General features: G+C 36.6%; 18 protein-coding genes and 1 riboswitch. Of the genes, 13 read left to right on the forward strand and 5 right to left on the reverse strand.

Annotation, left to right across the window (positions count from 1 at the left end; translation table 11 throughout):
• The first annotated feature begins 65 nt into the window (after positions 1 to 65).
• Positions 66 to 1613, forward strand: a complete 1548-nt coding sequence (gene pruA, locus MHH59_RS01795; protein ID WP_002124887.1) for an L-glutamate gamma-semialdehyde dehydrogenase — start codon at positions 66 to 68, stop codon at positions 1611 to 1613.
• A 330-nt stretch (positions 1614 to 1943) separates the two neighbouring features.
• Here the strand turns inward: pruA and MHH59_RS01800 are convergent, their stop codons facing one another.
• Positions 1944 to 2489 (reverse strand): cysteine hydrolase family protein, encoded by a 546-nt coding sequence (locus tag MHH59_RS01800; RefSeq protein WP_215574309.1) that lies wholly within the window; start codon positions 2487 to 2489, stop codon positions 1944 to 1946.
• 241 nt (positions 2490 to 2730) lie between these two features.
• Positions 2731 to 2835, forward strand: a riboswitch (SAM riboswitch).
• A 126-nt stretch (positions 2836 to 2961) separates the two neighbouring features.
• Here MHH59_RS01800 and MHH59_RS01805 point away from each other — a divergent pair.
• Genes MHH59_RS01805 through MHH59_RS01815 form a run of 3 tightly spaced genes read left to right on the forward strand, consistent with a single transcriptional unit; the run spans position 2962 to position 5512 of the window.
• Entirely contained in the window at positions 2962 to 3981 is a 1020-nt protein-coding gene (locus MHH59_RS01805; RefSeq protein ID WP_002029486.1) for a methionine ABC transporter ATP-binding protein, read from the forward strand.
• Positions 3971 to 4636 carry a methionine ABC transporter permease gene (locus tag MHH59_RS01810; protein ID WP_044444273.1) on the forward strand — a complete coding sequence of 222 codons (666 nt, stop codon included), beginning with the start codon at positions 3971 to 3973 and terminating at the stop codon, positions 4634 to 4636. Before MHH59_RS01805 ends, MHH59_RS01810 begins: the two co-directional genes overlap by 11 nt.
• 21 nt (positions 4637 to 4657) lie before the next feature.
• Positions 4658 to 5512 (forward strand): MetQ/NlpA family ABC transporter substrate-binding protein, encoded by an 855-nt coding sequence (locus tag MHH59_RS01815; protein ID WP_002029488.1) that lies wholly within the window; start codon positions 4658 to 4660, stop codon positions 5510 to 5512.
• Between the two features lie 167 nt (positions 5513 to 5679).
• Here MHH59_RS01815 and MHH59_RS01820 read toward each other — a convergent pair whose 3' ends face one another.
• From MHH59_RS01820 to MHH59_RS01835, 4 genes are all read right to left on the reverse strand, one after another.
• Positions 5680 to 6162 carry an HXXEE domain-containing protein gene (locus MHH59_RS01820; protein ID WP_002091337.1) on the reverse strand — a complete coding sequence of 161 codons (483 nt, stop codon included), beginning with the start codon at positions 6160 to 6162 and terminating at the stop codon, positions 5680 to 5682.
• A 63-nt stretch (positions 6163 to 6225) separates the two neighbouring features.
• The gene (locus MHH59_RS01825) at positions 6226 to 6417 is read right to left on the reverse strand and encodes a DUF3926 domain-containing protein (RefSeq protein ID WP_002091335.1); all 192 of its coding nucleotides are present in this window, start codon (positions 6415 to 6417) and stop codon (positions 6226 to 6228) included.
• The gene (locus MHH59_RS01830; protein WP_002124897.1) at positions 6410 to 7591 is read right to left on the reverse strand and encodes an ArsA family ATPase; all 1182 of its coding nucleotides are present in this window, start codon (positions 7589 to 7591) and stop codon (positions 6410 to 6412) included. The genes MHH59_RS01825 and MHH59_RS01830 overlap by 8 nt, the downstream gene beginning before the upstream one ends.
• Before the next feature lie 76 nt (positions 7592 to 7667).
• Positions 7668 to 8150, reverse strand: coding sequence for a MarR family winged helix-turn-helix transcriptional regulator (locus tag MHH59_RS01835; protein ID WP_000942491.1), 483 nt, complete (start codon positions 8148 to 8150; stop codon positions 7668 to 7670).
• Positions 8151 to 8380: 230 nt separating this feature from the next.
• On the opposite strand from MHH59_RS01835, the gene MHH59_RS01840 reads away from it, so the two are divergent.
• From MHH59_RS01840 to gabD, 9 genes are all read left to right on the forward strand, one after another.
• Positions 8381 to 8617: a YiaA/YiaB family inner membrane protein gene (locus MHH59_RS01840; protein ID WP_002029490.1), complete on the forward strand. Its 237-nt coding sequence runs from the start codon at positions 8381 to 8383 to the stop codon at positions 8615 to 8617.
• Positions 8618 to 8758: 141 nt separating this feature from the next.
• Entirely contained in the window at positions 8759 to 9049 is a 291-nt protein-coding gene (gene gatC / locus MHH59_RS01845) for an Asp-tRNA(Asn)/Glu-tRNA(Gln) amidotransferase subunit GatC (protein WP_000086999.1), read from the forward strand.
• Positions 9050 to 9063: 14 nt separating this feature from the next.
• Positions 9064 to 10521: an Asp-tRNA(Asn)/Glu-tRNA(Gln) amidotransferase subunit GatA gene (gatA, locus tag MHH59_RS01850; protein WP_002010048.1), complete on the forward strand. Its 1458-nt coding sequence runs from the start codon at positions 9064 to 9066 to the stop codon at positions 10519 to 10521.
• 14 nt (positions 10522 to 10535) lie between these two features.
• On the forward strand, positions 10536 to 11963 hold the full coding sequence (gene gatB / locus MHH59_RS01855; protein WP_002010050.1) for an Asp-tRNA(Asn)/Glu-tRNA(Gln) amidotransferase subunit GatB: 1428 nt from the start codon (positions 10536 to 10538) through the stop codon (positions 11961 to 11963).
• Between the two features lie 558 nt (positions 11964 to 12521).
• Positions 12522 to 13427 (forward strand): diacylglycerol kinase, encoded by a 906-nt coding sequence (locus MHH59_RS01860; protein ID WP_002010051.1) that lies wholly within the window; start codon positions 12522 to 12524, stop codon positions 13425 to 13427.
• A gap of 194 nt (positions 13428 to 13621) precedes the next feature.
• Entirely contained in the window at positions 13622 to 14368 is a 747-nt protein-coding gene (locus MHH59_RS01865; RefSeq protein WP_078178030.1) for an HAD family hydrolase, read from the forward strand.
• A 154-nt stretch (positions 14369 to 14522) separates the two neighbouring features.
• The gene (gene gabT / locus MHH59_RS01870; protein ID WP_002124901.1) at positions 14523 to 15887 is read left to right on the forward strand and encodes a 4-aminobutyrate--2-oxoglutarate transaminase; all 1365 of its coding nucleotides are present in this window, start codon (positions 14523 to 14525) and stop codon (positions 15885 to 15887) included.
• Between the two features lie 306 nt (positions 15888 to 16193).
• The gene (locus tag MHH59_RS01875; protein WP_002124902.1) at positions 16194 to 17561 is read left to right on the forward strand and encodes a sigma-54 interaction domain-containing protein; all 1368 of its coding nucleotides are present in this window, start codon (positions 16194 to 16196) and stop codon (positions 17559 to 17561) included.
• Positions 17554 to 19005, forward strand: a complete 1452-nt coding sequence (gabD, locus tag MHH59_RS01880; protein ID WP_002139416.1) for an NADP-dependent succinate-semialdehyde dehydrogenase — start codon at positions 17554 to 17556, stop codon at positions 19003 to 19005. The genes MHH59_RS01875 and gabD overlap by 8 nt, the downstream gene beginning before the upstream one ends.
• The last annotated feature ends 37 nt before the right edge of the window (positions 19006 to 19042 follow it).

Here is a 19042-nt window from a genome sequence, read left to right on the forward strand (position 1 = left end):
ATCTAAATTATCGTGTAGAATAATGTTGTAAAATGTAAACGTTTTTCTAAGGGGAGGCTAAAAAGATGGTAGTAGCATACAAACATGAGCCATTTACAGATTTTTCAGTAGAGGCTAACAAATTAGCGTTTGAAGAGGGTTTAAAGAAAGTAGAATCTTATCTTGGACAAGACTATCCATTAATTATCGGGGGAGAAAAAATCACTACAGAAGACAAAATTGTTTCTGTAAACCCTGCAAATAAAGAGGAACTTGTTGGTCGTGTTTCAAAAGCAAGCCGTGAATTAGCTGAAAAAGCAATGCAAGTAGCGGATGCAACATTCCAAACTTGGAGAAAGTCAAAACCAGAAATGCGTGCAGATATTTTATTCCGTGCTGCAGCAATCGTTCGTCGTAGAAAACATGAGTTCTCTGCTATTCTTGTAAAAGAAGCAGGTAAACCATGGAATGAGGCAGATGCTGATACAGCAGAAGCAATCGACTTTATGGAATATTATGCTCGTCAAATGTTGAAATTAAAAGACGGTATTCCAGTAGAAAGCCGTCCAATTGAATATAATCGTTTCTCTTACATTCCATTAGGAGTAGGTGTTATCATTTCTCCTTGGAATTTCCCATTCGCAATTATGGCAGGTATGACAACAGCTGCTGTAGTTTCTGGTAACACAGTATTACTAAAACCAGCTAGTACAACTCCTGTAGTAGCAGCGAAATTTATGGAAGTATTAGAAGAAGCTGGTTTACCAGCTGGCGTAGTAAACTTCGTTCCAGGTAATGGTTCTGAAGTTGGTGACTATTTAGTAGATCACCCTCGTACACGTTTCGTTAGCTTCACTGGATCTCGCGATGTAGGTATTCGTATTTACGAACGTGCAGCAAAAGTAAACCCAGGACAAATTTGGTTAAAACGTGTTATCGCTGAAATGGGCGGTAAAGATACAATCGTTGTTGATAAAGAGGCAGATCTTGAATTAGCAGCTAAATCTATCGTTGCATCAGCATTCGGATTCTCAGGACAAAAATGTTCTGCATGTTCTCGTGCAGTAATCCATGAAGATGTATACGATCATGTATTAAATCGTGCTGTTGAATTAACAAAAGAATTAACAGTAGGTAACCCAGATGCAAAAGATATTAACATGGGACCTGTTAATGACCAAGCTGCATTCGATAAAGTAATGAGCTATGTTGCAATTGGTAAAGAAGAAGGTAAAATCGTATCAGGTGGCGAAGGAGACGATTCTAAAGGCTGGTTCATCCAACCAACAATCGTTGCTGACGTTGCAGAAGATGCTCGCTTAATGAAAGAAGAAATCTTCGGACCAGTAGTAGCATTCTGTAAAGCAAAAGACTTTGATCATGCACTTGCAATTGCAAACAATACAGAATACGGTTTAACAGGAGCAGTTGTTACTAACAACCGTGACCATATTGAAAAAGCACGTGAAGACTTCCACGTTGGTAACTTATACTTCAACCGTGGATGTACTGGTGCAATCGTAGGTTACCAACCATTCGGTGGCTTTAACATGTCTGGTACAGACTCTAAAGCTGGTGGCCCTGATTACTTAGCGCTTCACATGCAAGCAAAAACTACTTCTGAAACTTTATAAGAAATAGTAGAAAAGATCTTCACAGACTGTGAAGATCTTTTCTTTTTGAGAAACTCTCTATAGCAGAAGCAATCGATTTTATAGAAGCTAGTTAATTTCAATCAAGAAAAGGTTTCCAAATATTACTATTTGTTCTTTTGAATTAGTTAAACCCTATTAATATCGGGATAAACATGAAAATAGAAACAAAACAGCGAGAAAAATTGACTTATTAGTCATATTTTTTAGTATTCATTTTGAGGATTTCCTGTATAATACAATTTGAAAGAAAATCTATGGTTAGACAAGAGAACACTCCTTTCGGCTTTGCTAACTGAAAGGAGTGCTTTTTTAGGTCGCTAAAAATTCTTCTGTACTCATTATATTTGCGTATACTCCATTTAAACTCGCCAAAATTGTATTATGAATATAAACAGCTGGTATAGTAACATTCTTAAATGAAAGATCTTTTGTAGCACAAGCATCGTGTATTACGGTACAGTGAAGGCCAAAATCAAAAGCAGCTCTTACTGTAGCATCAATACACATATGGGTCATCATCCCGCATATTACGACATGCTCAATTCCTGAACGTTGTAATTGTTCTAGAAGATCAGTTTCTCGGAAGCTATTTGGATAATGTTTAAGGATAACGGTTTCCTCTCTAAGTGGACGGACATTTTCGTGAATATGGACACCTTCTGTATTGGGTAGGAAAAAAGTAGCGCTATCTTTTATAGCTACATGTTGGATATGAAAAATAGGTTCGTTTCTTATTCTAAAATGTTGTAGTAGCTGACTAGCATATTCACTTGCTTCTACTGGATTACGTAATTCCATCATTCCGCTTGGAAAATAATCATTTTGAATGTCGACGAGCAAAAGAGCTGTTTTCATATATCTATCTTCCTCCGATTTCATATTCAAATAATGTTATTCAATGAATAGAGAAGATTCTCCTTTTTAAAAGTATGAGTGAGAAGGATTTTACATAACTTTAAAAATCACTATTGTATTGTTACTTCTTATTTTAAAATTCAAATAGAGAAATAATTAATATTTTTCCGAAAAATGTATTGACTCTCATTATTCTGAGTTCTATAATAAGACTTAATTAAACGACAATTAAATCGATACACTCTTATCCAGAGAGGTGGAGGGACTGGCCCTACGATACCTCAGCAACGGGTTTTTTAATACCGTGCTAACTCCAGCAAGCCTATAAAGGCTTGGAAGATGAGAAGATGTGAATGAGTACATATAGAAGTGCTCTCCTTCTTATCTTTTATTACTGATAAGAAGGAGAGCACTTTTTATTTTACCTCGAAAGCTCTACTTCAAGTTTTTACAGCATATAGGAGGGAAGAAAATGATTTCTTTTAACAATGTAAGTAAAGTATATGAATCAGGTGGGCAATCTGTTCATGCGGTTGAGGATGTAACGCTGTCAGTTGAAAAGGGCGAAATTTTTGGCATTATCGGATTTAGTGGTGCTGGAAAGAGTACGTTATTACGTTTAGTAAATATGTTAGAAAGACCAACTGCAGGAACAATTTCAATAGATGATAAAGATATTACATCATTATCGGCGAAAGAATTACGGAAACTAAGACAAAGAATTGGGATGATTTTCCAAAGTTTCAATCTATTTAATTCAAGAACGGTGTTTGGGAACATTGCTTATCCATTAAGGTTAGCGAAATTGCCGAAGAATGAGATAAAAGAAAGAGTGAATGAACTACTAAAATTTGTTGGTTTAGAAGATAAAGCGAACTATTATCCAGAACAGTTATCAGGTGGACAAAAGCAGCGTGTTGGGATTGCAAGAGCACTTGCGACATCACCTGATATTCTCATATGTGATGAGGCAACATCAGCTTTAGATCCGGAAACAACAACAGAAATCTTAAATTTATTAAAGAAAGTAAATAGAGAGTACAATTTAACGATTCTACTTATTACACATGAAATGCACGTTGTGAAAGAAATTTGTCACCGTGTAGCCGTTATGGAAAAAGGAAAAGTAATTGAGGAAGGAAAACTGTTTGACGTTTTCACACAACCAAAAACAAAGACCACTCAAAATTTTGTACGCTCTGTTATTAATGATCACTTACCAGAAAGTGTTCTAGCGAAAATTCAAAACGGAGGTCAGATTTATCGCCTGACTTTTACTGGGGAAGAGACAGGACAGCCTGTACTATCATATATTGCGAAAAACTATAACGTCGATGTAAATGTTCTTTATGGAAATATTATTGAACTCCAAAATGTGCTATTTGGAAATCTTCTTGTAGAACTACAAGGTGAACAGAAAGAAATTCAAAAAGCATTACAACATCTAAGACTGCAAGTGCAGCTGAAGGAGGTAGAAGCTCATGCGAGTTGATTGGAGTATATTTTGGCCTCGCATATTAGATGCGACGGGGGATACCCTCTTAATGGTAATTGTAACCCTTATATTCGCTATAATTCTTGGTATACCTCTAGGTTTACTATTGTATGTAACGAGAAAAGGGAATTTTTTAGAAAATAAATGGGTCTTTTCTATTCTTAATATCATAATTAATACAATTCGTCCGGTTCCATTCATTATCTTTTTAGTAGCTTTAAGCCCACTAACAAGAAGTGTTATTGGAACGACGATTGGAACGGCTGCAGCAATCTTCCCAATGACGTTAGTTGCATCAATTGGTATTGCTAGAATGGTTGAAACCAATCTTGTTTCTGTTCCGAAAGGAGTAATTGAAGCAGCACAAGCAATGGGCGCTTCACCACTTAGAATTGTTTTTGAAATCCTCGTACCAGAAGCTTTAGCACCATTGATCCTAGGTGTCACGTTTATGACGGTCGGTTTAATTGAATTTTCTGCAGTCGCAGGACTTGTCGGTGGTGGCGGTCTTGGTGACTTAGCAATGACATATGGTTATCAACGCTTTGATACGTCAGTTATGTTTGTAACGGTCGTTTTACTTATTATTCTTGTACAGGTGGCTCAAAATTTAGGGAACTACTTTGCGAAAGTCTTTTTACGCAGATCATAAAAAGGAAGAGGGGAAAAGAAAATGAAGAAAATTTTAGCATTTGCATTATCAGCGATCGTAGGAATTACAGCATTAAGCGGCTGCTCAGGTGGAGACACAGGTGCAGGAGCGAAAGAGAAAGTAGTTCGCGTCGGTGTAACTGGAACAGATGGAGACGTTTGGGAAATTTTAAAGAAAAAAGCTGAAAAAGAAGGGATTAAAATTAAACTGGTTGAGTTCTCTGATTACACAACACCCAACAAAGCGTTAGCTGATGGAGATATTGAACTAAACTCATTCCAGCACATTGCTTTCTTAGAGCAATTTAAAAAGGAGCATAAGTTAGATATTACAGCTGTTGGTACAACGCAAATTGCACCGATGGGCTTATACTCTGAAAAATATAAGAAAGCAAATGAAATCCCAGATGGTTCGGAAATTGCTATTCCGAATGATCCAACGAACCAAGCACGTGCATTAAAACTTCTTGATGCAGCTGGCTTATTAAAGCTTAAGAAAGATTTTGGTCTATTTGGGGATCCAAGCGGTATCGCTGAAAATCCGAAGAAGCTAAAAGTTACACCGGTTATCGCACAGCAAACACCTCGTGTGTTAAAAGATGTAGCGGCTTCAGTTATTAATAACGGTGTTGCTGGTCAAGCTGGACTAGACCCAGCGAAGGATCCAATTTTCTTAGAAGATCCAAATAATGAAAATGCAAAGGCTTATATTAATATTTTCGCAGCTCGTACGAAAGATAAAAATGATCCAACACTGAAAAAAGTAATTGAGTTATACCATTCAAAAGAAGTAACAGATGCAATTAAGAAAGAAACAAATGATGGTTCAATTTCAGTAGATCTTTCACTTGATGAGCTTGAAAAAATCGTAAAATAATTATTGAGTTTAACGACTAACAGTAGGAATCCCTCCGCTGTTAGCTCGTTCAACATATAATCTACTTAACAAACAAAACCCTAATTCTGTACCTTCTAATTTTGTATAACATAGAATCCAATGTTTGTTAAGTAGAGTGATGGACCAGGAGTTTTCCTGGTCTTTTTTTAATTAAAGCAGCTGGCTAATAATAAGGAAATCCAAATTATGATTGGATAAGAGATTAAACTAAAAATGAGTGTACTTGCTAATTTCTTTTTAGGGATTAATAGTTTCTTTGATGAAAATAAGAAAAGAGAAAATAGGATAATGATAGATGCTGAGATTACTCCTGGATTATAAGAACGATAAATGAAATACAAGATAATATGCTGAACGGCGTTAAAGAAGATACAGCCCTGTATAAAAATGATCAAATAAATAGAAGATATGATGCTTAATTGATATAGAATGACTATGAGTAAGACGAAGGTTGTTAATATGGAAATTGCAATGAAAAATTGTTTGTTAGTTATAAAATGGATCGAAAATCGATTAGCGATATATTGTGGCATTTGGAAAGCTTCTTCAAGGTTATGAAAAAAGAATAGAAGGGGGATTAGCCAGATTGTATTAGTGGTGAAATGTCTTGTTGAAGATGTTTTTATCAACTTATATCAGCTCCAATAAAGGGATAGAAAGCCTATAAGAAAAGGCTTTCTACAAGGGTATAGTTATTCAATTATGATGCTTTTTAAATTACTCTCAGGTTGCGGTTGTTCTTCAGCATAAGAGGAGAGCTCCTCTTGCAAAATATTTAGTGCGTGCTTAGCTGATTGCTGAATCGGATTCGGTAGCTCTTCTAATATACGCATACCGATTTTTATTTTTGTACGAATTACCTTTCTTAGTAATTCATCATGCATGTACTACACCTCCAAACCGAATGTTTAGTACATCATCTTCAAACTTAGCGCCTTGAATAGAAAGGTGTGTTAATGTTTTTGGTAAGGTGATATTTCGCTTCATAGAGCCGGCTCGAATAATAAGTTCATCACCTTTTTGATTTAATGAAAGTTCACTTTTGTTTGAGAAGGGAATGGACAGAACGAAAATATACTCATCGCCATCTTTTTTTACATATTGTGTGCGGCCATTAAATTTCACTTCAGTAGGAGAGGGGTCTGATTTAAATAAAGCATTTCCTACACGCTCTAACATAGGTAAACCAACAACTTCTTGTTCAAACATGGGAGCTTCGTAAATAGGAAGTGGCTGAAAACTATCTTTAATTAACGCCTTATATTTCTTTTGTGTATCTTTCCATGCCTGAAAGTAAGGGTCGGTAACAGTGTTAGGGATGACGCGGTTAATCATAATGGCATCTACGTTATAATCGTATAAGTTTAAATAAGTAAAACTACGCTGAGCTTCTTTAATGACCATTTTTTCAGGATTTACAACAACGCGAATACTCGTTACTTCTCGGTTTGATAAAATATCTCTCATTTCTCCAAGTTGTTCAAGCGTATTCGTTAATTCGTCCATAATATCATCAGTTGGAAGGGGGACACCAAGAAGTGGTTGAGCTACAGGACGAACAACTTTTAAAATCTTCCTTTTAATAGGAAAGAGTTTTTCCATCCACCAGCCGAGCATGTCTGGAAAGCTAAGCATTGCTAAAGTTTCTCCAGTCGGTGCGCAATCAATAATGATGACGTCGTAAGTGTTGTGTTTATAGTAATCGAGTACTCGAAGTAAGCTAATTAAATCTTCCATACCAGGGAACATCGTTAATTCTTCTGTTGTAATATCATCAGCTGCTTTGGAAGTGAAGAGTAGTGTAATATATTTCTGCAATTTCCCCCAGCCTTTTTCCATTTCATAAATAGTGTTAATTTCTTGTGCCCACAAGTTTTCGCGAATTTCTAGTGGCTCAGAAGATAGTTTTATGCCAAATGAATCCCCTAAACTATGAGCAGGATCTGTACTCATTACTAATGTTTTTAATCCTTGTTTTGCACTTTGGATTGCTGTTGCTGCTGAAATGCTAGTTTTTCCAACGCCGCCTTTACCTGTATACAGAATAATTCTCATCATTAATATCCCCTTTGTTTCGAATGTCGAATATTACGAGTGTCGAAATATTTAATTGAATAAAAACCCAACTAGGGTCTTATTCAATCGGAATGTTTTTCATTTTAGGTGTAGAAACCTTTTCTTCTGTTTTTTGCTGTGACGTAGCAATGTGATTCATGATCTTTTGGAATATTTGTAGTAAGAATGCTTTTTCTTCTTCTGACAATGCATCTGTCACTAGGCTAAAGTAATGGGCCGCATTTTGTTTTACTTCTTGAACGAGCATTACGCCGTTTTCTGTTAAACGAATTAATACAATGCGTCGATCGCTTTCATTCCGGTAGCGTTCAATATATCCCTTTTTTACAAGGCGATTTACAACGCCCGTTGTTGTACTCATCGGTATATCAAGAAGATCAGCAATTTTTGTCATTGTAATATCCGTATTTCGCTCCATCCAAAGTAAACAAAATACTTCTGTCTTGGAAAGTGTTAAATCAAGACTTACCCATTCTTCAGGATAGAAAAGTTTCTTGGCGTTATCTAGCAGTAAGTCTAAAAAATGTTCATATTGTAACAATTATTTCCACTCCCGTATATTTCGAGGTTCGTAATATTTGTTTTTATTTTATGTGGAATTGAAATAAATGTCAATGTTTTTAACTGTTTTTTCAGATTAGAAAGAAAATTATCTTCAAAATAGAAATTTTTTGTGATAGATTAATAAATAGAAAAATGATTTTACATAAAAAACCATTGTGATAAATATATTTATCTATAATAGGTGTACAGCTAACGAGGGGGAGAACGATGAGAAGACGAAATACGCAAGCGTTCACGTTTTTAGCATGGACTTCATTTGTTTGTGCGCTTTCAGGAATGCTAATTGGGATTTACACGTTAGATGAAACGCTTAGTGTAAAAGGGTACTATTTAATCGGAACATTATTTTTAACGATGTCTTGTTTTGTATTACAAAAAACAATTCGTGATAATGAGGAAGATAATGAAAGATTTCCGAAAAATAAATCGTTAGATAAAGAGTAAATTGTAAAGAAAGGCACTTGCCTTTCTTTTTTTATGTAAAAATGCCGTAAGTGCCGTGTGTTGACTTGCTTGAAGTACTGAAAATTTGGTATCATCAATAGTATTGTAGATTGAACGATATATTATGGAGGTGGCCTAGCCGTGTCAAGAATTTCCGTTGAGAATGTAAAGCACGTAGCACATTTAGCACGTCTTGCAATTACTGATCAAGAAGCAGAAAAATTTCAAAAACAACTAGATGCAATTGTTACATTTGCAGAACAGTTAAATGAATTAGATACAACTGATGTAAAACCAACAACTCATGTATTAACTATGAAAAATGTTATGCGTGAAGATGTGCCAGAAAAAGGTTTACCAGTAGAAGAAGTATTAAAAAATGCACCGGATCACAAAGATAATCAAATCCGTGTTCCAGCAGTATTAGAATAGAGGAGGGAATTTCGATGTCATTATTTGATCATTCTGTATCAGAGTTACATAAGAAGTTAAACAACAAAGAAATTTCCGTTACGGATTTAGTAGAAGAATCTTACAAACGTATTTCGGATGTTGAAGATAACGTAAAAGCTTTTCTTACATTAGATGAAGAAAATGCACGCGCGAAAGCGAAAGAATTAGATGCAAAGATTGGTGCTGAGGATAATGGTTTATTATTCGGTATGCCAATTGGTGTAAAAGATAACATTGTAACTAACGGTCTTCGTACAACTTGTGCGAGCAAAATATTAGCAAACTTCGATCCAATTTACGATGCGACAGTTGTACAAAAGCTAAAAGCTGCTGACACAGTTACAATCGGTAAATTAAATATGGACGAGTTCGCAATGGGTTCTTCAAATGAAAACTCAGGCTTCTACGCTACAAAAAATCCATGGAACTTAGATTACGTTCCAGGCGGATCTAGTGGTGGTTCTGCAGCAGCAGTAGCAGCAGGAGAAGTATTATTCTCTCTAGGTTCTGATACGGGTGGTTCTATCCGTCAGCCAGCTGCATATTGTGGCGTTGTAGGTTTAAAACCAACTTACGGACGCGTATCTCGTTACGGATTAGTAGCATTCGCATCTTCACTTGACCAAATCGGACCGATTACACGTACAGTAGAAGACAATGCATACTTATTACAAGCTATTTCAGGTATTGACCGTATGGATGCAACTTCTGCAAACGTTGAAGTAGGAAACTACTTAGCTGGTTTAACAGGTGATGTTAAAGGTTTACGTATTGCTGTACCGAAAGAATACTTAGGCGAAGGTGTTGGCGAAGAAGCTCGTGAGTCAGTACTAGCTGCTTTAAAAGTATTAGAAGGTATGGGCGCAACTTGGGAGGAAGTATCTCTTCCGCACTCTAAATACGCTCTAGCAACGTATTACTTATTATCTTCTTCTGAAGCATCTGCGAACCTTTCACGCTTTGATGGCGTACGTTACGGTGTTCGTTCTGATAATGTAAATAACTTATTAGATCTTTACAAAAACACACGTAGCGAAGGTTTCGGTGATGAAGTAAAACGTCGTATTATGCTTGGTACATTTGCTCTTAGCTCTGGTTACTATGATGCATATTACAAAAAAGCACAACAAGTACGTACATTAATTAAAAATGACTTTGAAAATGTATTTGCTAACTACGATGTTATTATTGGACCAACAACGCCAACTCCAGCATTTAAAGTGGGCGAAAAAGTGGACGATCCAATGACAATGTATGCAAATGACATTTTAACAATTCCAGTAAACTTAGCGGGTGTTCCAGCGATTTCTGTTCCATGTGGATTCGGTGCTAACAACATGCCACTTGGTCTACAAATCATTGGTAAACACTTCGATGAAACGACGATTTACCGCGTTGCACATGCGTTTGAGCAAGCAACAGACTATCATACAAAAAAAGCAAGTCTGTAAGGAGGCGAGCATAGATGAATTTAGAAACAATTATTGGTTTAGAGGTTCACGTTGAGTTAAAAACAAATTCGAAAATTTTCTCTGCGAGTCCAACAGAATTCGGAGCGGAGCCAAATACACAAACAAGTGTAATTGACTTAGGATACCCAGGGGTACTTCCTACTTTAAATAAGGAAGCAGTTAACTTTGCAATGAAAGCCGCAATGGCATTAAACTGTGAAATCGCAACGGAAACGAAGTTCGACCGTAAAAACTATTTCTACCCAGATAATCCGAAAGCTTACCAAATCTCTCAATTTGATAAGCCAATTGGTGAAAATGGTTGGATTGAAATCGAAGTAGACGGTAAAAAGAAACGTATCGGTATTACACGTCTTCATTTAGAAGAAGATGCTGGTAAATCAACGCATGCAGCTGACGGTTCATTAGTAGACTACAACCGTCAAGGGATGCCTTTAATCGAGATCGTATCTGAGCCAGATATGCGTACTCCAGAAGAAGCATATGCGTACTTAGAGAAGTTAAAATCAATCATTCAATATACAGGTGTATCTGATTGTAAGATGGAAGAAGGTTCTCTTCGTTGTGATGCGAATATTTCACTTCGTCCAGTTGGACAAGAGAAGTTCGGTACAAAAGCAGAACTGAAAAACTTAAACTCTTTCACTTACGTGCAAAAAGGTCTTGAGCATGAGCAAGTGCGCCAAGAAAAAGAATTATTATCTGGTGGTATCATCCAACAAGAAACACGTCGTTATGACGAAGCAACGAAGAAAACAATCTTAATGCGTATAAAAGAAGGATCTGACGATTACCGTTACTTCCCAGAGCCAGACTTAGTTGAACTTTACATCGACGATGAGTGGAAAGAAGAAATTCGTGCTTCTATTCCAGAACTTCCAGATGCACGTAAAGCTCGCTATGTTGAAGAAGTTGGCTTACCAGCTTATGATGCGCATGTATTGACATTAACGAAAGAGATGTCTGATTTCTTTGAAGCAACAGTTGCAGACGGTGCTGATGCGAAATTAACATCAAACTGGTTAATGGGTGAAGTACTTGCATACTTAAACAAACAACAAAAAGAATTAAAAGACGTTGCATTAACGCCAGCTGGCTTAGCTAAAATGGTTCAATTAATTGAAAAAGGTACAATTTCTTCTAAAATCGCGAAGAAAGTATTTAATGAATTAATTGAAAAAGGTGGAGACCCAGAAGAAATCGTTAAAGCGAAAGGTCTGGTTCAAATTTCTGACGAAGGAACACTTCGTAAGGTTGTAACAGAAATTCTTGATAATAATGAGCAATCTATTGAAGACTTTAAAAACGGTAAAGACCGTGCAATTGGCTTCTTAGTTGGTCAAATTATGAAAGCTACAAAAGGACAAGCAAATCCACCGCTTGTTAATAAAATCTTACTTGAAGAGATTAATAAGCGCTAAAAAAAGAGAAGAATTCTTATTTTTGAACGCTAAAATAGTATAGATTCTTAAAGATTAAACAGAAAAAACACCCGTATTTGGGTGTTTTTTCTGAGTTAATCAAACGTTTGTTTAAATGGTGAAAAATAATTTAAACAAACGTTTGATTAACTGTCAAAAGTGAAAAAATGTTTGTATAGCAACTATGGTATGATAGTTGCAAAAAGGTGGGAATAATGATAAATCTAGACATAGAGAGTTTTTCATCTCATGAAATAATAGATAATTATTATTCATTATATGTAAATTGATGTGAGAGAATGGATAGACATAAAGTGAAACTTTAATCAGTGGGAGTTTTACTGCCTGCAAATAGCGGGATAAATTTCTTGGTTAAATAAAGCAAAACTATCAGGAGTGAATAGTTACTTTTGATGAGCTACACGAATCGGGTTCTTACTGCCTGTTTGAGCGGAATTAAAGAAGGATAGGAAGATGAGAGGAGGTAAGCATAGGGATACTGAATAAGGGTTCGGTGTATTCGTTTTTCAATGAATAAGGAATTTCCTGTGCTAATAAATGATGAAGCGAGCAAGAATTATTTATAATCCTACTTCTGGGCGCGAGCTATTTAAGAAGAGCTTACCAGAAGTATTACAAAAATTAGAACAAGCTGGATATGAAGCGTCTTGTCATGCGACAACTGGTCCTGGAGATGCGACTGTGGCAGCGAGGCAAGCTGCGGATCGTAAGTTTGATGTTGTTATCGCAGCTGGTGGTGATGGTACGTTAAATGAAGTAGTGAACGGTTTAGTAGGACATGAGCATCGTCCAAAGTTTGGAATTATTCCAGTTGGAACGACAAATGATTTTGCGCGTGCGATCGGTGTACCTCGTGTTATTGAAGAGGCTGCGGATATTATTTGTGAAGGAACAACGGTACCGTTAGATCTTGGTAGAGCAAATGATACATATTTCATTAATATCGCTGGTGGTGGCCGTATTACAGAATTAACATATGAAGTACCAAGCAAGCTAAAAACGGTATTAGGCCAACTTGCTTACTATTTAAAAGGAATCGAAATGTTACCATCATTACATCCAACATATGTTGAAATTGAGTATGATGGGAAGTTGCTACAAGAAGAAATTACGATGTTTTTAATTACGAATACTCGTTCAGTTGGTGGATTCGAAAAAGTAGCACCATATGCATCTATTAACGATGGATTATTTGATTTATTAGTACTGAAAAAAGGTTCTATCGCTGATTTAATTAAAGCAGCAACACAAGCACAGCGTGGGGAACATATTAACAATCCGAAAGTGCTATATACACAAGCGAATCGTATTAAAGTGCATTCACCTGATAAATTAATGATCAACTTAGATGGTGAATATGGCGGAGATGCACCAATGGAATTTGAAAATATATATCATTGTCTGGAACTATTTGTTCCTGAACATCAAGAGGATGCCCTGTAAAGGCATCTTTTTTTTGCTTTCACCTCACTATTTGCGAGCAATAAGATTCCCCCACTGATTAAAGTTTCTCTATGTGCAGATGAATTGTAAATTGTAAGTTAGTTTGATTTTTATGGTATTTTTACAATCCGTTTATTTTATATCCATATTTTATTGATACACTGGAAGAGATAAGAAATGAGAGGTAGGGTGCTATGGAGAAGGTAAAAGCAATATTATTTGATAAAGATGGGACATTAATGGATTTTCATTCAATTTGGATAAAAGTAGCTGAAGAGCTTGTTGCAGAATGTATAAATTTATATCAATTACCAGAATCAATGCAGCAGGCTTTATTAAAAGAGATTGGCGTAGATGGAGCATTTGTTCATCCGCGTAGTGCGCTCGCTGCTGGAACGAGTCTTGATGTGGCCAAGGGGCTTTGTAAGTATATTGCATCATCTAGAGAAGAAGAGATGCATCAATGGGTGAGTGAAAAGTTGTTTGCTCTTATGTACGAGCATCGTTCCTATATGAAAATGACTGCGGATTTACCGAGAATTTTACAAGGTTTAAAGGATAAAGGATTTATTTTAGGTGTTGTTACAGCTGATGATTTCGCACCGACAGAATTATTTTTAAAACAGTATCAATTAGAGTCTTTTTTTGATTATGTTGTAGCTTCAGATACGTTTCCAGCACAGAAGCCAGATAAAAAAATTGTAGAATCGTTTTGTGAGAGATTTAATTTAGAGACATGTGAAGTAGCAGTCATCGGGGATACACCGACGGATTTATATTTAGCGAAAAATGGTGGCGACTGTTATGCGATTGGCGTACTATCTGGTACGGGTGATCGTCAAACGCTAGAACCACTTGCAGATTTAGTATTACAATCTGTTGAAGATTTAATTTCTCATTCAGGTGAGTTTATTTGGGAACAAGGAAAGTCTAATGTATAAATGAATAAGTCTATAAGGACTCTATATGAGTCTTTATAGACTTATTTTTTATGCCGAGATAGTAAGAGAATGGGATGAATACTAGAAAGAGGAAGTTGGCATACATCTTGCAATATAAAGAGAAAACATTGTATAGAAAAGGATGGGGTACACAGTGAACACAAAAAAATTTGCTAAAGTAAATGAACAAATTCCAGGACCGAAAGCAGCGTCTTTATTAGAACGCCGCCAAAATATAGTACCAAAAGGAGTAAGTAATGGTATTCCAACATTTGTACAGTCTGCAAATGGTGCACTCGTAACAGATGTGGATGGAAATCAGTACATTGATTTCGCAGGAGCAATTGGGACAATTAATGTAGGACACTGTCATCCAGCTGTTAAAGAAGCGCTTCATAAACAAGTAGATCAATATATTCATACTGGATTTAATGTGATGATGTATGAGCCGTATATTGAATTGGCAGAAAAGCTGGCCGCATTAGCGCCAGGTAATTTCGATAAACAAGTGCTGTTTTTAAATAGTGGGGCAGAAGCGGTTGAAAATGCAGTGAAGATTGCTCGTAAATATACGAAGAGACCTGGAATTATCGCATTTTCTAAAGGATTTCATGGGCGTACATTAATGACAATGACGATGACAAGTAAAGTAAAACCATATAAATTTGGATTTGGCCCATTTGCTCCAGAAGTATATAAAGCACCATTCCCATATGAATACCGTCGCCCAGAAGGTTTAACAGAAGAGCAGTATGATGATTTTATCATTGAAGAGTTTAAGAACTTCTTCATATCAGAAGTAGCACCAGAAACAATTGCAGCAGTTGTAATGGAACCTGTTCAAGGGGAAGGCGGATTTATCGTTCCAAGTAAGAAATTCGTTCAAGAAGTACGCAGCATTTGTTCAGAGCACGGTATTTTATTTGTAGCTGATGAAATTCAAACAGGCTTTAGTCGTACCGGAAAATACTTTGCAATTGATCATTATGATGTCGTTCCAGACTTAATTACGGTATCTAAATCATTAGGTGCTGGTGTACCGATAAGTGGTGTCATTGGGCGTAAAGAAATTATGAATGAGTCTGCACCGGGAGAACTGGGCGGAACATATGCAGGAAGCCCACTAGGATGTGCGGCTGCATTAGCTGTGCTTGATGTAATAGAAAAAGAGAAATTAAATGATAGAGCGATAGAAGTAGGGAAAGTCGTAATGAACCGATTCCAAGAGATGAAAAACAAATATAATTGCATCGGTGATGTGCGCGGCTTAGGGGCAATGTGTGCATTCGAGCTCGTTCAAGATCGCAAGACGAAAGCGCCTGATAAAACACTAGCGTCTAATTTATGTGCAGAAGCAAATAAGCATGGATTACTTCTACTATCAGCAGGAACATATGGAAATGTTATTCGTGTTTTAATGCCATTAGTGATTACAGATGAGCAACTTGAGGAAGGTTTAACAATAATTGAAGAATCATTGCAAGCTTGTTATGAGCAAGCAAATATCGCTCGTGTTTAAAGAATTGGGATAACTTAAAAAAGGGCATAAAGCTTTTCTTTTTAGGCGGAAGAGAGCATCTGGTCATATATAGAATCGATCAGCCCCTTTTCCTGCCCCATGCCAAGCTAAAACAAAGTGAGGGTGTGGTTGCGATGGCATTCTGTATTTTTCAAGGCAGCGAATTATGTGTTGAAAAATATAAATAGATTTGTATAAATAACAAATTGAAAACATTCTAGCTTACTCTATATAAAATGCAGAAAATTCACTTTATAATAAAGGTAGTGAAGTGAATCGATGGATTTAAAGTAAGGGGTGGCTAGGATGGTTGCAGAAAAGGAACGAGTGTTGATGGATTTACAAGATGTATTTGAATATGCATTTGACGAAATTTTTGTTACGGATGATAAAGGAATCGTTGTACGTGTAAATAGCATGTGTGAAAGACATTACCAGCTCTCTGCTAAGGAATTAGTAGGAAAGCATGTAAAAGAACTACAAAAAGAAGGGATTTTTTATCCGTCTGCAACGTTAGAAGTAATTGAAAAGAAAAGGCCAGTTGAACTTGTTCAAACAACGAAATCAGGAGAGTATTTGCATGTTCGTACAAGGCCTGTATTTGATGATGAGGGAAATTTAAGAAGAGTGATTAGTTATTCTCGTGATCTTACAGAACTCTATCAATTACGTCAAAAGGTAGAGGAAATGGATAATCAGTTAAAAACATATAAAAAAGAATTAAGAGAAACATATGAACACGAAGGACTTATTTTTAAAAGTATCGCTATGCAAAAAATAATCGAAACAATAAAAAAAGTATCAGTAGTAGATAGTACTGTTCTCGTATTAGGTGAGACTGGAGTGGGGAAAAGCCGATTAGTACGCCATTTGCATGAAGTGAGTCACCGGAAGAATGAAAGTTTCTATGAAATTAATTGTGCGGCATTGCCGACGAATTTAATCGAATCTGAGCTTTTTGGATATTCAGGTGGGTCTTTTACAGGTGCAAATCGTGAAGGGAAAAAGGGGCTATTAGAATCAGCGCATAGAGGAACTCTTTTCTTAGATGAAATTGGTGAAATGCCGCTTGAAATTCAAGCGAAGCTTTTGCAAGTATTGCAAGAAAAAACGTTTCGTCCTATAGGCGGAAGAGAATTAAAAAAGGTGGACGTTAGAATTGTAGCGGCAACAAATAGAGATTTAAGTACGATGGTGAAACAAGGAAAATTCCGGAAAGATTTATACTATCGTCTGAATGTCATTCCAATTTCAATTCCGCCACTTCGGGAGAGAACAGAAGACATTTTGCCGCTCATCTATCATTATTTACAGCATTTTAATAAAAAGTACGGACGTGATGTGAAGTTAGCACCTAGTACGTTACAAATGTTTGTAGGGTACCCTTGGGAAGGAAATAATAGAGAGATTGAAAATGTAATTGAACGAATTGTTATCACTGCTGATGATTTTGTAACGGTAGAAGATTTGCCACTATCTATGCAAGAGGCAACAGTTGAACAATCTGGACAAAGTCTTTATAGAATGCTGGAAGAGGTAGAGAGAAATATTATTCTTAAAGCGTATAAAACGTATGGATCAAGTTATAAAGTGGCTGAGTTTTTGCAAATAAGTCAATCTGCTGCTACTAGGAAAATTAAGAAGTTTATAGAGGAGGAAGAAAACATTGGATAAAAAAGCGACGTTCGTAAACTTAGATAAAAAAGCGATGTATATAAATGGTGAGTGGATTACACTGCAAGAACAAATCGAAGTGAATAATCCAGCGACAAAGGAAGTATTTGCAACTGTACCAAAGGGCGGGATTACAGAGGCAAAGCAAGCAGTTGATGCTGCACATGAGGCTTTTAAATTATGGTCAAAATTAACGGCAGCGGATCGCGCAGTAAAGTTAAAAAAATGGTTCACGCTCATTGATGAAAATAAAGAAGAAATTGCAGCAATCATGACGAGAGAGCAAGGGAAGCCGTTTGCAGAAGCACTTGGTGAAGTGAATTATGCAAATAGTTTTGTTGAATGGTACGCAGAAGAAGGAAAGCGAATATACGGTGAAATGATTCCTGCTTCTCATCCGAATAAGCGTATTTTAGTTATGAAGCAACCAGTTGGGGTTATGGCAGCTATTACGCCTTGGAATTTCCCGGCTGCTATGATTACGAGAAAGGTAGCTCCAGCACTTGCAGCAGGCTGTACGGCAGTTGTGAAACCAGCGAGTCAAACGCCATTAACTGCATTGAAGTTAGTTGAATTAGCACATGAAGCAGATATTCCAAAAGGTGTAATAAATATTGTAACAGGTAGTGCAAAAGCAATTGCTGATACGTGGATGGAAGATGAGCGCGTTCGAAAAGTTTCCTTTACAGGATCAACTGAAATTGGAAAAGAATTAATGGCTAGCGCTGCGCAAACGATGAAAAAGGTTTCGCTTGAATTAGGTGGTCACGCTCCATTTATTGTTATGAATGATGCTGATTTAGATAAGGCGGTAGAAGCGGTAATTGGTTCGAAATTCCGTAACGCAGGACAAACGTGTATATGTACAAACCGCATCTTTGTTCAAGAAGAAGTGTATGAAGAATTTGCAGGGAAGTTCACAACAGCTGTAGAGCAGCTTAAAGTCGGAGATGGATTCGGCGAAGGAACAACTGTAGGTCCACTTATTGATGCGAATGCAGTTTCGAAAGTACAAGAACATATTGAAGATGCAATTCAAAAGGGCGGAGAAGTTTTATACGGTGGCCATAAATTTGCAGAGTTAGATGGTTATTTCATTCAGCCAACAGTAATTGGATTGGCAAATGACACGATGCTTTGTATGAATGAAGAAACATTTGGACCGGTTGCACCAGTTGCGAAATTTAAAACAGTTGAAGAAGTAATCGAACGAGCAAATAATACACCATATGGCTTGGCTGCTTATATTTTCACAAAAGATATTAGCCAAGCATTCCAAATTAGTGAAGCGTTAGAGTACGGAATTATCGGCTTAAACGATGGCCTTCCATCAGTTGCACAAGCACCATTTGGAGGCTTTAAAGAAAGTGGTATCGGCCGTGAAGGAGGCCATTTCGGTATCGAGGAATATTTAGAAATTAAATATATTTCGTTAGGACTATAAGTAGTATACTAGAATCTCTATAAGGTAACAGAGAAGG

The organism is Bacillus sp. FSL E2-0195, assembly GCF_038003645.1.
GTDB lineage: Bacteria > Bacillota > Bacilli > Bacillales > Bacillaceae_G > Bacillus_A > Bacillus_A mycoides.